The organism is Pseudomonas typographi (genome assembly GCF_014694385.1).
In the GTDB taxonomy this organism is placed as follows: domain Bacteria; phylum Pseudomonadota; class Gammaproteobacteria; order Pseudomonadales; family Pseudomonadaceae; genus Aquipseudomonas; species Aquipseudomonas typographi.
On the sequence record NZ_JAAOCA010000012.1, the window covers coordinates 121,486 to 136,642 of the forward strand.

Consider the following 15,157-nt stretch of genomic DNA (forward strand, 5'->3'; position numbering starts at 1 on the left):
CCCTACCGCTGCACCTGCCGGTGCGTTAGCCAACTACCGCCTTTCGTTTACATCGGTGGCGTAAGCCCACCGACCCCCACGGCGATGGACTGCGCCTGTGGCTGGCCATCCTCGCCGGGCGCTGCGACCACGATCGCTTTCGCGCCGGGCAGCAACAATGCCGGGGTGCCCGGATCCAGGCGCACTACCGGCACCCCTGCCGGTACACGCACGGTTTGCTCGCCATTGGCATAGCGCACCACCAACTGCCGGCCATCCTGGCCTTGTAACTGGCCCACCGTGCCGTTGGTCATGGTCGCCTGGTTGCCGTCGCTGCCCTGCCACGGCCGGTGGCCATCGCCACTGCCGCGCAGGCTGGGGGCGAAAATGTGCACCTCGATCGCTTGCAACGTGCCGTCAGGCTGGGTGGCGGCGGCGGTGCCGATGTAGCTGTCGGGGTGGATATCGGCAAAGGTCGCCGCCGATACCGCATTGATGCGCGTGGCGGGCGTGACCCGGGCGTTGAGCACTTCGCCACTGGCGGTGCGCAAGGTCACCGCCTCGGCGCTGCCAGAGACCAGCGTACCGCGGACTTTTTCGGTCATGCCGGGCGGCGCGTCGGCAGCCTGCACGGCGAAGGCGTGCAAAGTGGTAATGGCGAACACGGCAGGCAAAACGTGGTGCAGCTTCATTACGGGCCCCTTTGGGTTTTGTTTCGCAGCACATTGCAGCGCCGCCATAGGGTGGTTAGCATAGGCCGCTTTACAGTAGACCTGAACCTTCATGTACAACGGATTATTCGCAGTGATCATCGGCGGTTCGGCCGGGTGCGTACTGCGCTGGTTCATGGGCCTGCGCTTCAACGCGCTGTTCCCCCAACTGCCACTGGGCACTTTGCTGGTCAACCTGATCGGCGGTTTTATCATTGGCTGCGCCATGGCTTTCTTCAGCCGCTACCCCAACCTGGACCCTGCCTGGCGGGTGCTGATCACCACGGGTTTCTGCGGCGGGCTGACCACCTTCTCGACGTTTTCCGCCGAGGTCGTCAGCATGCTGCAGCAGGGCCGTTATGGCTGGGCGTTGGCCACGGTGGCGGTGCATGTACTGGGTTCGCTGGCAATGACCATCGCCGGCTTCGCCTTGGTCCAGCGGCTCGGCTGAGCCCGGCTCAGCCGTCGCCCTGCTGGCCCCGCCGGAATTGTGAAGGTGCCATGCCATGGGCTTGGCGAAAGCGCCGGGAAAAGTACGCCTCGTCGGCGAAACCGCACAGCCCGGCGATGTCACCGATCGAGCGTTCGCTGCCCAACAGCAGGCTGCGGGCCAAATGCATGCGCCGCTCCAGCACCAGTTCGCTAAAGGTTTTTCCGGTTTCCTTGCGCAACCAGTGGGTCAAGTAATTGGGCGACAGGTAAGTGGCCGCGGCTACCGTTTTCAGGTCCAGCGCGGGGTCGGCCAAGTGTTTGCGCACGTAGTCGGTCATGCGCGCCAGGGCGTCACGGCGGCTGAGGGTGGTCGCATTGGTGGCCGCCAAGGCCTTGAGCGGTTGGGCGTATGCCCGGCACACCAGCGCGATCAATTGCAGCAGGCAGCCTTTGAGGTACTCACGGGTGCCAAATTCGCGGTCTTGGTCCAGCCCACGCATGCGTGCCAGCAAGGCCAGGGCATCGGCCCAGTCCGCATCGCCCAGCACGAAATCCAAGTGTTGCTGAAACCGAAACGGCGCCAATTCCGGGGCCCGCGCCAGTGGCACGTCTTCGAGGTCCAGCGGTGAGCAGTCCAAGTGCGGCAGCAACAGGTGTTGGTCGAAATTGATCAACAGGCAATGGCCTTGGCCCATGGGGGGAATGTAGTGAATACGGTGCGGCAATATGAACGCCAGCGCCTGCGCGGCAAACGGCCGCTCGACATTGCCGATACGCTGGGTGGTCGGCGCGCCGAGGTTAACCTGGATCTGGAAATACTCATGCCGGTGGGCGCCGCCCTCGGCATTACCCAGGCTCTTTTCGCGAATGTGGAAATCGGTACGGTCACTGCGCTGGCGCATGCCATAAGTGGGAACCCGGGCGGTGGAAGCCATGCTCACTCCTTTCAGCCTGTACGATGACTAAAACGCCTCATCGGGCGTTTTTTCTACCCTGCGCGCGAATCCAAATGCCGGTCGCCTTCGGCGCTTGCCACGACCGCTCTAGCTCAAGCATTACCACGCTAAACCCGCGGGCCATGCCAGCCCCTGGCAGGGGGCCGCGCTTGGACAAAAATAAGCACTTGCATACGGGTAGGTTTGTCGGGGGGTATAAGCGGTTGATCTTTGTGCCTTGTACGATAACCTAACACCATCGTTAACAGCATCCCTCAACAATAAATAACCGGTGCTTGCCCAATGATGCCCCCTACCGCTCACCCGCGTTCGCCTCCACCCATGGCTACCCGCCGGACCCCGGCTTTGCACAGCCCCATGCTACAACCTATCCAACAATAAAAGAGGCATTCGCATGTCAACCCTTTCCCAGCCCCACCAGGCCGCTGCGGCTCGTGATGCCGCCCCCACTCGGCGCCTGCCTACCCGGCGGCGCTGGTTCATGCTCTCGTTGCTGCTGATTGCAACCATCATCAACTATGTTGACCGGGTGAACCTCTCGATCGCCGCCCCGTTCATGTCCAAAGACCTGGGCTTGGACAAAATCCAGATGGGTTTGGTCTTCTCCGCGTTCGCCTGGACTTACGCCTTTGCCCTGGTACCGGCGGGCTTCGTCGCTGACCGCCTAGGCTCGCGCTTGGCCTATGGGGCGTCGTTGGTCACCTGGTCGTTGGCCACCGTTGGCCAAGGCCTGGTCGGTGGCTTCGCCTCGCTGTTCGGCCTGCGCTTGCTGGTAGGGGCGCTGGAAGCCCCGGCATTCCCGGCCAACAGCCGGGCAGTCACAGTGTGGTTCCCGGCCCGTGAGCGCGGTATCGCCAGCAGCATATACGTGTGCGGCCAATACCTGGGCACCGCCCTGTTCACCGGTGCCTTGATGTGGTTGGCCACGAGCTGGGGCTGGCGCCACGTGTTCTACAGCACCGGTGTGGTAGGCGTAGTGTTCGGCCTGGCATGGCTGTATCTATACCGCGACCCTGGCACCTGCAAGAAGGTGAGCGCCGAGGAGCTTGCTTACATCGAAGAAGGCGGTGCGCTGGTCAAGAGCAGCGAGCAACGCACCCGCTTCAGTTGGCGCCAGGTCGGTGAACTGATGAGCTATCGGCAGGTGTGGGCCATATGCCTGGGCAAGTTCGCCAGCACGTCGGCACTGTATTTTTTCCTCACCTGGTTCCCCACCTACCTGATCGAAGAACGGCATATGAGCACGATCAAGGCCGGGATTTTCGCCGTGCTGCCATTCATTGGCGCCACGGTGGGCATCCTGCTGGCCGGGGTGGTGTCTGACCTGTTGATTCGCCGTGGCTACTCACTGTCGTTCGCCCGCAAGTTGCCCTTGGTCGTTGGCTCGGCACTGGGCATGTCGATCGTGCTGGTGAACTTCACGGACTCAAACTTGGTGTGCATCGCCGTGCTCACCTGCGCCTTCTTTGCCCAGGGCATTGCCTCGGCGTCCTGGGCGGCCGTGTCAGAAATCGCGCCCAAAGAGCTGATCGGCCTGACCGGCGGTATCACCAGCCTTGCGGCCAATATTGGCGGGATCGTGACACCCATCGCCATCGGCGCCATCGTGCAAACCACCCATTCGTTCGCCAACGCGTTCTGGTTCATCGGTGCGGTAGCGTTGATCGGCACGCTGTCGTATTCGTTCCTGCTCGGGCGCTTGTACCGCATTGAATTGAAGGCCCACTAAGGCCTCCCCGCGCCCCGGTGGCCGGCCCCCCCGGCCACCGTTTAAACTCCTAGGCTCACCACCCACAAGGAGTTTGCCCCATGAAACGCATCGCCCTGTTCGCCCTCGGCGCGGCGCTGGCCATCAACGCCTACGCCGACCAGCCCGGCCCAGACTGGATCTCCGAGGCCCAGGCCAGGGACCTGCTCAAAGCCGCCGGCTACACCCAGGTGACCAAAATCGAGGCCGACGACGGGTACTGGGAAGGTGAAGGGATAAAAACCGACGGCATGCCATACGATTTCAAGGTGGACCCGCACAGCAAGCAGATCACTGAAGAAATGGACATGTAGTGCGGGGCAAGCAGCTACGCCCCCCTCGGCGGGGCCCCTCGGCCGGCTTGCCGCTGGCCCCGTGCGCCCACGCCGAATCACCTTGAACCTTTGCCCGCCCATTCCCCTCCACTGTTGTGTACCCCTGGCCTGCCAGGCCTGTCCATTCAACTGCAGAACAGAGGAAACCCAATGAGCAATCGACTACAAGGCAAGAAAGTACTGGTCATTACTTCAGACACCGGTATTGAACGCGACGAACTGATCAAACCGGTTCAGGCGTTGCAAGCCGAGGGCGCAAGCGTGGTGCATGCCTCAAGCGGCGGCGGCACTACCCAGACGTTCGTCGGTGACACCGAAAAAGACACCACGGTTAAATCCACGCAAAAGCTGGCACAAGTTAACGCGGCCGATTACGACGCACTGGTGATCCCCGGCGGCACCGTCAATGCCGATACCTTGCGCCAGGACAGCGACGCGCAAGCGCTGGTCAAGGCGTTCGCCGACGCGGGCAAAACCGTTGCCGCCATTTGCCACGGCCCTTGGCTGTTGATCAATGCCGGGGTGGTGGAAGGTAAAACGCTGACGTCCTACCCTAGCGTCAGTACCGACTTGAAAAACGCCAAGGCGGCCGCCTGGGTGGATGCCGAAGTAAAACAGTGTGGCGCCAACGGCTGGACGCTGATCACCTCGCGCAACCCTAACGACCTGCCGGCCTTCAACGAAGCCATTACCCAGGCGCTCGAGGCGCGCAAAGCTGCTTGATTCTTCTGCCAACGTAGCCAGGGTGTGGGGTGCAGCTGTTGCCCACGCGCCCTGGCGTGCTGTTCGAGGAGGGGGTACCCCCTGGGTGGCGCCCCCTTCTGCCAGGCCACAATGCCCTCCTCTGCGTGGCCCTGCCGCCACTCCGCCAAGCCGCCTTGGGCGGCAACGATATTCACGCTTCGAGGCTTTTACGAGGGGCTGCGGCCTCACCCAAGCCTCACCCCCGCCCGCCGCCGACATCTTGGCTGCCATGGCCGATTCACGAGCGTTGGTAGCGTAATCAGCGTTTCGTCGGAAAACCTGACTCGCCTAGTGCACCGCTTTGACACCCCCCGCTCGGCCACCTATACCCAATCCACTTTCCCCCGCGCACAGGGTGCCAATATGGACACAAGCAACCCTGGTCAGTCTATGCCGTCGGCCGCTTTTCCCAGGGTTACACCCTTCGCCCCCCATCGCTTGGCCCTGGCCGTGATGCTGGCTGCCGGGCTGCTCAGCGCCGAGGGCAGCCGTGCCGCCACCTGTGCCTCAGGCACCAGCACTTGCAACCTTGGCGCCGGTGCCAGCGTGAACATCCCGGCCAGCACCCAGATCACCGTCATTGACGGCCCAGTCCTCAGCATCGATGGCGTACTGGCGCGGCGAATCGTCAACAGCGGCCAACTCACCGGCAGCACGGCTGGCATTGTCATCAGTGGTGGTGGCCTCACGGGCAGGCTCTATAACGGCGCCGAGGGCCGCATCGAAGGCAGTGGTGCGGCGATTGCGGTCAGCAACGCCACCCTGGCCGCAGGGCTTGCCAATGCGGGCACGCTCACCGGCAACAGCCTGATCGCCATCGACCACAGCACCGTGCAGGGCGACCTGGCCAACAGTGCGAACCTCAGCGGCTTCAGTGATTTCGGCATTGGCTTGGTGGGCAGCACATTGATCGGCGATCTGCTCAACAGCGGCAACCTGGACGGCGGCGGCGCCAGCCTGCTGCTCGACAGTACGCGCGTGCAAGGTTCGCTGCGCAATTCCGGGGTGCTCTCTGGCGGCGATACCCCCCTGTTACTGACTAACGGCACGGTCGTAACTGGCGACGTGGTCAACACCGGTACGGTGAACGGTAATAGCTTTTTTGAAAATGCCACGATCGAAGGCCGCTTCATCAATGGCAATGCCGGGGTGTTATTCGCAGGCCTTACCGCGCTGCGCTTGCGCAATACCGTGATCGCCGGCGGGCTGGTCAATAACGGCCTGATCAATTCCGGCGAAGGCGTGTGGATCGAAGGCGGCCAGTTGGGTGGGCTGACCAACACCGGCACGATCTATCTCAGCAGCGGCCAACTGTCGGTGGAGGGCACCCGCATCGACGGCGACATCCGCAACAGCGGCTCGATCCTCAGCAGCGGCAGTGGCGCCGGTGGGCTGGGCTTGTACGCCGGGCGGGTGACCGGCGATGTAGTGAACAGCGGTACCCTCTATGGCGGCAACTTCGGCTCGGCGCTGCTGGTGAGCAATGGTGAGCGCATCGACGGCGATATCGATAACTCCGGGCAGATCACCGGGGCCATCGGTATCGAGTTCAACGGCGGGGTGTTGCAAGGTAGCCTGATCAACACCGGCACTGTCGACGGCGAAGACGTGCAGTTCAATAACAACGGCATCGGCGTGCAGGTAGTCGACAGCCGCCTGGGTAGCAGCCTAGATAATCGCGGCAGCATCAGCGGCTTGACCGCTGGCGTGCGGCTGCAAGGCAGCACCCTGCATGGCGCATTACTCAACTCGGGCGATATCACGTCACCGGGCCAGGCACTGGAGATCACCGGCAGCACCCTGGATGCACGGTTACAGAACGACGGCTACATCGGCATTGGCGCTGCCCCAGACGACCCCGGCCTGCTCGACCCCGCCAGCGCCGTGGGCATCTACGATTCGAGCCTGCGCGGGCTGAGCAACAATGGCCAAGTGGAGGGCAGCGCCTACGGTATCGACATTCAGAACAGCCACCTCAGCGGCCGCCTGGCCAACAGCGCCGGTGCCTCGGTCAGCGGCAGCGTGGCGGCTATCCGCATCAGCGCCAGCCAAGTGGACGGCGGTGTAGCCAACGCCGGCACCCTCGCGGCCAGTGGGGCCGAAAGCACCGGCTTGCTGATCGAAGACAGCGAGGTGGGTAGCTTGCGCAACAGTGGGCGCATCGAGGGGGCCGACTATGGCATCGCCGTGCATGGCAGTACGGTGCTGGGTGATGTCATCAACAGCGGTGAACTGGTCGGTGGGGTGAGCCCGATCTGGCTGGATAACAGCCGCATCGAGGGGGATGTACGCAATAGCGCTGACCTCACCGGCGAGTCGCCGCTGGCGCTGACCAATGGCACCGTGGTCACTGGCGACGTGGTCAATACCGGTACCCTGAGCGGCAATACTTTTTTCGAAAACGCCACGATCGAGGGCCGCTTTATCAATAGCAGTACCGGGGTGCTATTCGAAGGCCTTACCGCGCTGCGCTTGCGCGATAGCGTGATCGCCGGGGGGCTGATCAATAATGGTTTGATCAATTCTGGCGAGGGCGTGTGGATCGAGGGCGGCAGCTTAGGTGGGTTGACCAACACCGGCACGATCTATGTGAGCAGCGGCCAACTGTCGGTGGAGGGCACCCGCATCGACGGCGACATCCGCAACAGCGGCTCGATCCTCAACAGCGGCAGTGGTGCCGGTGGCTTGGGCTTGTATGCCGGGCGCGTGACCGGCGATGTGGTCAACAGCGGCACCCTCTACGGCGGGAATTTCGGCTCAGCGCTGTTGGTCAGCAATGGCGAGCGCATCGACGGCGATATCGATAACTCCGGGCAGATCACCGGGGCCGTCGGTATCGAGTTCGACAATGGGGTGCTGCAAGGTAGCCTGGTCAACACCGGCACTGTGCGCGGCGAAGACATTCAGTTCAATAACGACGGCAGTGGTGTACGGGTGAACGCCAGCGAAATTGACCAGGGGGTGGATAACCGCGGCTTGATCAGTGGCTTGATCTATGGCGCCCTATTCACCGGCAGCACCGTGGGCGGCAGTTTCGACAACCGCGGCCAAATCGTCTCCGCGCAACAAGCGCTGGCCCTCGACAGCACGACCGTGGCTGGCGACCTGCGCAACAGCGGCTATATCGGCACGGATACCGGCGCAGACCCCGACACCGTAGATCCCAACAGCAGCGCCATCCGCCTGGCAGGCAGCACCGTGGACGGGCAGATCGTTAACAGCGGCACCGTCAGCGGCCAACGCGTCGGCCTTGAAATCGACAACAGTACGATCAGCGGTGGCCTGGTCAACAGCGGCACCCTCAGTGGCAGTGAGTACAGCCTGTTCGTGGACGACGACAGCGCCCTTGAGGCGCTGTACATCGCTGGCGATAACGCACGCTTCACCGGCGATGTATACGCCCCGAACACCACCGCCTACGTCTACAGCAACGCCCATTTCACCCTGGCCGACGCCACCACCTGGCAGGTCGAGGGCCTGGTTAACCGTGGCACACTGCGCCTGCAAGCCCCGCTGCAGGCGGGCGGTGACGCGGCGACCCTGGTGGGCGACTATACGCAAAAAACCGGCGCTGTACTGCAAGTGGCCGTCAGCGACAGCGAACGCTATGGTCGCCTGCAGGTCACCGGCACGGCGAGTTTGCCGAGCGATGCCAGCATCGACGTAGACGTGGCCCAGGCCACCCAGCCGTTTACCGCGGATCGCCTGGAATATGTGCTGAGCGCCGGCACCTTGGTATCCGACGGCACGTTTGCCGTCACCACTAACTCGGCGCTGTTCGACTTCAATGCGCAGAAAGTCGACAACCACGTAGACCTCACCCTCAGCGCGAAAACGAGCACCAGCGCCAGCGCGACGGTCGCGAGCATCGGGCTGGAACAGGCCGCCGGTGTTGCGCGGGTGCTCGATGCCCAGTTCGCCCAAGGCAGCAGCAGCGCGTTGGCGCCGTATTTCGTAGCGGCTACCTCATCGGCCGAGGTAGCGCATGACCTTGCCCAAACGCTGCCCAGTGGCAATGCCAACCTGCGCGCCAGCCAGGCGGCGCTGGGGGCAATCAGCGACGCCCTGCAAGCCCGGCTGGTGCCGGCAAGCGACCCGGGCATCGGCCTGCGGCAAAGCCTGGCGCCCAGTTACTGGAGCCAACCCTTCAATACCTTGGGCAGCAGCAAGGGTAGCGCCAGCGGCAGCTCCGGCCAGGTGATGGGCTTCGATACGCGCATCTCGCCCAGCCAACGCATCGGCATGGCCTTCGCCTACGCCCGTGGCGACACGGCGGGCGATAGCGTCAACCCTGCACAAAACAGCCGCCTGGACCTTTGGCAGTTCACCGGCTACAGCGCCTACACCTTGGCCCCAGACACCGAACTACTGGTATATGCCGGGGCCGGCCACAATCGGGTAGATGCGCAGCGCGACCTCGCCCTCAGCGGCGCCAGTGGCGCCGCCAAAGCTCAATACGACAGCCTGTTCGCGACCTTTGGCGCCAGCGCGGGCCACGCCTATGCGTTAAGCCCGGCCACCCGCCTGACGCCTTCGTTACGGCTGGACTATAGCCACATACGAGACGACGGCTACAAGGAAGACGGCGGCAGCGACATCGCCCCGCTGCTATTGACGGTCCAGGCCCGGCAAACCGACCAACTGATCGCAGGCCTCGACGGGCGCCTTGAGCATACCTTCAGCCCGGGTGGCGCTGCGTTGCGGTTGAACCTGGGGGTTGGCTATGACGTGATCAACCAAGACCCGGCGCTGAGCGCAAGCTTTGCCGGCGCGCCAGGGCAACGCTTCAGCACCCGCGGTAGCGACCCCAGCCCCTGGTTGGTGCGTGGTGGCGTAGGCCTGGTGGCGCCATTGTCGGGCGATGCCCAGCTAACCGTGAATTACTCGGTGCAGCAGCGCAGCGACTACACCGACCAAGGCGCCAGCGTCGCGGTGAACTGGGCTTTCTAGCGGCCCATGGACGCGCCCCGCTGCTGGCCGCGCTAGCCGCGCCTCAAGCGCTGGCAGCGCAGGCGCCCAACAAGCTCAGTACCAGGGTCGCCAGTAACTCCACCGACCAGGGTTTGGGCAAAAACGTGACCCCTGGCGCCGCCTGCTCGGCAGCGTAACCATAGCCGCTGGTCAGGATCACCGGCAGCCCCGGGCGTTGCTGCACCAATAGCATGGCTAATTCACCGCCGGTCAGTTGCCCGGGCATGCTGTGGTCGGTGATCACCAGGCCCGCCGCGCCGCCGCCGCTGATATAAGCCATGGCTTCGTCGGCGTTGGTGAAGCCCACCACGGGTAAGCCCAGTTCCAGCACCACTTCCATGGTCAATAGGCGCAGGATGTCGTCATCCTCGACCACCAGGACACACGATGAAGGCTGCAAGGCGATGCAAGGCTGCAAGTTACTCATCAATCAGTCTGCTGCGGTAACGGGTTGCAAGGGGTGTTCCAGCGGTCGGCCATACCCTGTTGGTGATAACCGTCGTACAAGATTGCCACCTGAATTTTATTGCCGGGCAAGGCGCCGTCTTGCCATAGCAGCGCTATGGCAAGGAGCGGCAATGCCGCCCGGCACAGCACAAGGCACCGTCAAAATTGTGCAGCCAACGTCTCAGACACCACACTAGCTTATCGGACCCCTGCCGGGGGAAATTCGTTCCCTCCCGTGACTGCCTGGGATGCGCTGAAGTGCCCTGGGGGAACGCGGGTAGCCAGCGGTGCCTATACCGTTCAATTCGTAAGCCTGAGCGGGCGCTGGGCACGGCGCGGGGGCGTACGCAATTCACTGGCGACGATACCCACTAAAACCAAGGTCGCGCCAATCGCCTTGCCGGTAGTTAAGCGGTCCCCGGCCAGCAAGTACCCAAACACCCCGCTGAAGACCGGTTCGCACATCAACACCCACGCCACCTGTTGTGGGGGTATAACAGCCTGCGCGCGGGTTTGGATGTAGAAACCCAGCGCGGTGCCCAGTAGCGCTATCACCAGCAGGGTGAGGGTTGCCGACATCGAGCGCGGTAGCGAGCATTCGCCCATGGCTACACTCCACCCCAGCGATAGCAGGCCTGCGGTGGCCAACTGTAAAAAGGCCGATACCTGCGGGGGGGCCTCTGCGGCGAATGCCGAGAGCACCACGACATGCACCGCGAAGGCTACTGCGCAGCCGAGGATAAGCAGGTCACCGATGTGCAAGGTGAACCCCTCCAGGCTCAGAAAACCCAGCCCGCATAGCGCGATGAGCATTCCGATAAGCTGCCGGGCTCGCGGGCGCCCGCGGCCTGCCAAACACAATATGAGGGGCACGAACACGCTGCACAACCCGGTAATGAACCCTGCATTGGAGGCCGTGGTGTACGCCATGCCGCTGGTTTGCAGCAGGAACGCGATAAACAGCACCGCCCCGGCCGAGATGCCACAGGCCCAGCCCCGCGCTGGCAATCGGAGTAACGAGCGCTTGGCGAAGGGGAACAAGGCCACAGCGGCGACAATAAACAGCCAGGCATTGAGGGCCGAGGCGCTGAGACCCGCCAGGCTTTCGTGCTTGGCGACAAAGCTCCAACCCCACACCGCCGTGACGGCGATAAGCGCCAGCAACCAGAAGCTGCGTTGAGACATAACTCACTCCCAGGCAGGCGTTTATACCGAACGCCTGGCCAGAAGTGGTGCATCAGCGGTACCCAGGAACCCAAAACATAGTGCCGCGCGGCTGCGTTTGCAAGGCGCAGCGCAAGCCACGGCGGCGCACCTCAGGGGGGTGAGGCGCCGTGGCTCGGCCGCGAGCGGCTGTATGAGGGCGGTGCCGGTTCATATTTGTTCCAGATCCGCCGCAGGTGGCGGGCCGAACCAAAGCCTGCGCGCTGCGCGACCGTTTCCAGGTCCAGGGTCGACTGGGCAAGCAATTCCCGGACAAGGGCCACCCGCAGCCGGTGCAGGTAGTCGAGCGGGCTGCTGCCTGCATGTTGGTGAAACAGCCGGCCCAGGTGCCGGCTGCTGGTGCAGGCAATGCGCGCCATGCGCTCGACGCTCCAGTCACCGCTGGGGGCCGCCGCCACGGCGTCCTGGACCCGGTGCAGCGCCGGGTGCAGGTGATTGCGCCCGCTGATCCACGGTGATAACTGCGGGTCAGCGCCCGCCCGGCGCATGTACACCACCATCTCCCGTGCAACCGCACAGGCGAGCCGCGGCCCGGCCAACTCGGCGAGCAGGTGCAGCATCAAGTCGATACCGGCGGTGATGCCAGCACTGCTGCTGACCCGGCCGTCTGTTACGTACAGCCGGTTCTGCACCACCAAGGCCGCAGGGGCGATGGCCTGTAACGTGGCACACAGCGTGTGGTGGGTGGTGCACTGGCGGCCATCGAGCAGCCCGGCCCGGGCGGCGCTCAACGCCCCGGCGCACACGCACAACAAGCGCGTGCTGCTCGGCGCCAGCACACGCCGCAGCCAGCCGGTGAGCACGCTGCTGGCCGCCTCGAATTCGCGCTGCTGCGCCGCCGTAACCTTGGACGTGGAGCCGACCAACACCACCAGGGTGCCCGGTGCCAGTGCCTCGGGCAGAGGCGCCAACCCAGACAGGGGCAAACCGAGCGAGGTTTGCACCGCTGCCACTGGGCTAACGTACCGCAAGTCGAAGGCTACGCTGGGTTCTCCCCTAAGTTGCGCCTCGGCTGCCGCCATGTGGGAGGCCAACCGCAGTACTTCGGCCGGCCCCACCAGGTCAAGCATCAGCACATTGGGCAGCAACACGAACAGCACCGGGGTCGCCACCGCCTAGCCCTCAAGCGCCTGGGCGACCGTGGCAATGCGCGCGAAGCGCCCCTGCAACACCAACTCGGTGCGTTCGCGAATGTCAGCGGGGCTGTAGGTGCGCCCGCTACCGGCGTGGACCATGGCAAAGGTCAAGGTCGCTTCGCTCACGTAGTCCACGGCAAACCCGCTGTCCGATGCGTGGCGTGCAGTGGTTTCACAGCACTGCTCGGTGCGAATGCCGCTGATGATCAGCTTGCTGATACCGCGCGCCGCCAGCCAGGCTGCCAACGGCGTGCCGGCCAATGCGCTGTGGTAACGTTTATGAAAGGCGACGTTAGGGCTGATCGACAGTTCGTTCAAGGCTTTGACCTGGCCGGACGCCAGGGAGAACGGCCCCTGCTCCTGCAGGTGGAAAATCTGCACCACCGGTATGGCCCGCTCGGCGCAACCGCTGATCAGCGCTTGCTGTTTTTCCAGGTAATCGGGCAGGTCACTTTCGGACCAGTAAGGGGCATGGCGGAAAGACTCTTGTGCATCGATGACGATAAGGGCGCTGAGGGCCATGGGGTTTCCTTGGGCATTGCCATACAGTGGATGGTGGACGCAGCATACGGCGTGCGCAAGGGCACGGAACAGTGACCTATGGGACCAACCGAGGACGGTTTCGGACATCCACCCAAACATTAACCTGGCAGCCTTGCCGGGCAGCGCCCAATCAGCCCAAGCGCCTCAATAAGCCAATCAGCCTCTGCACGTCCGCCCGGCTCTGCTTGGCCCCTGGCACAAAGCCGCAATAGCCATGGCCGAGCTTCAACTCCCGCGCCGAAAGCGCGATCAAGCGGCCAGCGTCCAAATGCCGCTGCACAATCGCCTTTTGCCCCAACGCGACGCCCATCCCGAGGGTGGCGAGGGTCACCGACAAGCTCGATAAGCCCGAGCGGCGGCCACGGGCCGGGTCCGGCGAGTGATGCCCCGGCTCGCTGCTGAACCAGTCACTCCAGGTCGGATGCGACGCATAGTTAGGGCCCCACTGGGTATGGATAAACAAGCTTTCGTGAAGCTGCGCGAGGTCAAAATGCTTGTTGCCGTGGCGGTACCAGAGCTCGGGCGCGCATACGGGCAGCACTTCGTCGTGAAACAAAGCGATAGCCTCACAGGAGGGGTAGTGATAATCCCCATAACTGACACGCAGGTCCACGTCATGCCGGGCGAGGTCGACCGGGTCGTCTTCCACCCGCACATCGACCGACAGTTGCGGGTAGGTCTCCAGCAACTCCGACAACCTCGGCGCGAGCCAGCATTCAGCCAGGGAAAACGGCACGCTCACGATCAGCCGCGTGCGCATTTCGCCTTCCAGTAGGCGAACGGTCATTGCCGCAATGTCACCCAGTGCCCGCGAGGTTTGCGGGTAAATCCCATGGCCGGCATCGGTCAGGCTTAGGCGGTTACCGTTACGCACGAACAGTTTCTTGCCAAAGTAACCCTCCAAGTGGCGAACCTGCTGGCTCACCGCCGCGGATGACACGCCCAGCTCGGCCGCCGCCAGCACGAAGCTGCCAAGGCGTGCAGCGGCTTCGAACGTGCGAACCGCATTAAGAGGAGGTAACCGGTGCATGCGGGGGCGCCCCGTAAGTTTTATTAGGGGCAGCCTAACAATTTATGCCGTTGTTGCGCAGGTTTTCCTCGGGTACGTTGCAGCTATCTACACCAAGAGGGCCATCATGGACAGCATCATAGACCTGCACCGTTACCCCCTCGATCGCCAAGGCAGCGCGGCGTGGAACCGTTTGGTTGCGCAGGCGCGCGAGGCGTTGCAGCGCAACGGCATGTTCAACCTGGAAGGTTTTATCCAGGAAGGCGACGTGCGCCGGGCGGCCGCGCAAATTGAGCCGGCCATGGCCACTGATTCCCATACCCACAGGCGCACGCACAATATTTATTTTAAAACCCACATCGAGGGCTTGCCGGCAAACCACCCGGCCTTGCGCACCGTCGAGACGGTGAGCCACACCCTGTGCGCGGACCAACTTCAGGGCAACCTGGTCAGCGAGGTGTATGAGTACCCGCCGCTGCTGGTATTTCTGGCCGCGGCAATGGAGAAGCCGACACTGCATGTGATGGCCGACCCCTTGGCACGGGTTAACGTGATGAGTTACCGCGAAGGCGAAACCTTGAATTGGCACTTCGATCGCTCTGAGTTCACCACCACGCTCATGCTGCAGGCCCCTGACGAAGGCGGCGAATTCCAGTACCGCAGCAACCTGCGCAGCGAGGATGACCCTAATTACCCGGGTGTTGCCCGGTTACTGGAGCAATGCGACCCACAGGTGCGAACGCTCAAGCTGCGCGCCGGAACACTCAATGTGTTTAGAGGTAAAAATACCGCCCACCGCGTCACCCCGGTTCGCGGCCACCGCGAACGCATCGTCGCCGTGTTCTCGTACTACGAAAAACCCGGCGTGCTGTTCAGCGCCGAAGAACAACTTGGCTTTTACGGCCGAACCGCCTGACCTTCCCC

The 15,157-nt window shown here is 63.4% G+C and carries 13 protein-coding genes; 6 read left to right on the plus strand and 7 right to left on the minus strand.

All coding sequences use genetic code 11. From position 1 onward, the window contains the following. Positions 1-47 precede the first annotated feature (47 nt). On the minus strand, positions 48-671 hold the full coding sequence (locus HAQ05_RS11450; protein WP_190420527.1) for a hypothetical protein: 624 nt from the start codon (positions 669-671) through the stop codon (positions 48-50). Between the two features lie 91 nt (positions 672-762). On the opposite strand from HAQ05_RS11450, the gene crcB reads away from it, so the two are divergent. Continuing rightward, on the plus strand, positions 763-1,140 hold the full coding sequence (gene crcB, locus HAQ05_RS11455; protein WP_190420529.1) for a fluoride efflux transporter CrcB: 378 nt from the start codon (positions 763-765) through the stop codon (positions 1,138-1,140). 7 nt (positions 1,141-1,147) lie between these two features. Here the strand turns inward: crcB and HAQ05_RS11460 are convergent, their stop codons facing one another. Then, a complete protein-coding gene (locus HAQ05_RS11460; RefSeq protein ID WP_190420531.1) occupies positions 1,148-2,056 on the minus strand; it encodes a helix-turn-helix transcriptional regulator in 909 nt (302 codons plus the stop codon). A 415-nt stretch (positions 2,057-2,471) separates the two neighbouring features. Here HAQ05_RS11460 and HAQ05_RS11465 point away from each other — a divergent pair, with 415 nt between their 5' ends. From HAQ05_RS11465 to HAQ05_RS11480, 4 genes are all read left to right on the plus strand, one after another. Continuing rightward, a complete protein-coding gene (locus HAQ05_RS11465) occupies positions 2,472-3,806 on the plus strand; it encodes an MFS transporter (RefSeq protein WP_190420533.1) in 1,335 nt (444 codons plus the stop codon). An 80-nt stretch (positions 3,807-3,886) separates the two neighbouring features. Continuing rightward, positions 3,887-4,138: a PepSY domain-containing protein gene (locus tag HAQ05_RS11470; RefSeq protein WP_190420535.1), complete on the plus strand. Its 252-nt coding sequence runs from the start codon at positions 3,887-3,889 to the stop codon at positions 4,136-4,138. Positions 4,139-4,309: 171 nt separating this feature from the next. Beyond that, complete coding sequence (locus HAQ05_RS11475) at positions 4,310-4,882, plus strand: type 1 glutamine amidotransferase domain-containing protein (RefSeq protein ID WP_190420537.1); 573 nt, start codon at positions 4,310-4,312, stop codon at positions 4,880-4,882. Positions 4,883-5,266: 384 nt separating this feature from the next. Then, entirely contained in the window at positions 5,267-9,853 is a 4,587-nt protein-coding gene (locus HAQ05_RS11480) for an autotransporter outer membrane beta-barrel domain-containing protein (protein ID WP_190420542.1), read from the plus strand. 43 nt (positions 9,854-9,896) lie between these two features. On the opposite strand, the gene HAQ05_RS11485 is transcribed toward HAQ05_RS11480, so the two are convergent. The 5 genes from HAQ05_RS11485 to HAQ05_RS11505 form a co-directional block, all read right to left on the minus strand. Next, positions 9,897-10,301: a response regulator gene (locus HAQ05_RS11485; RefSeq protein ID WP_190420544.1), complete on the minus strand. Its 405-nt coding sequence runs from the start codon at positions 10,299-10,301 to the stop codon at positions 9,897-9,899. 320 nt (positions 10,302-10,621) lie between these two features. Next, the gene (locus tag HAQ05_RS11490) at positions 10,622-11,506 is read right to left on the minus strand and encodes a DMT family transporter (RefSeq protein ID WP_190420546.1); all 885 of its coding nucleotides are present in this window, start codon (positions 11,504-11,506) and stop codon (positions 10,622-10,624) included. A 131-nt stretch (positions 11,507-11,637) separates the two neighbouring features. Next, a complete protein-coding gene (locus HAQ05_RS11495) occupies positions 11,638-12,657 on the minus strand; it encodes a helix-turn-helix domain-containing protein (protein WP_190420548.1) in 1,020 nt (339 codons plus the stop codon). A gap of 3 nt (positions 12,658-12,660) precedes the next feature. Further along, on the minus strand, positions 12,661-13,203 hold the full coding sequence (locus tag HAQ05_RS11500; protein WP_190420550.1) for a cysteine hydrolase family protein: 543 nt from the start codon (positions 13,201-13,203) through the stop codon (positions 12,661-12,663). 151 nt (positions 13,204-13,354) lie between these two features. Continuing rightward, the gene (locus HAQ05_RS11505) at positions 13,355-14,254 is read right to left on the minus strand and encodes a LysR substrate-binding domain-containing protein (RefSeq protein ID WP_190420552.1); all 900 of its coding nucleotides are present in this window, start codon (positions 14,252-14,254) and stop codon (positions 13,355-13,357) included. A gap of 106 nt (positions 14,255-14,360) precedes the next feature. Here HAQ05_RS11505 and HAQ05_RS11510 point away from each other — a divergent pair, with 106 nt between their 5' ends. Beyond that, positions 14,361-15,149, plus strand: coding sequence for a HalD/BesD family halogenase (locus tag HAQ05_RS11510; protein WP_190420554.1), 789 nt, complete (start codon positions 14,361-14,363; stop codon positions 15,147-15,149). Positions 15,150-15,157: the final 8 nt, after the last annotated feature.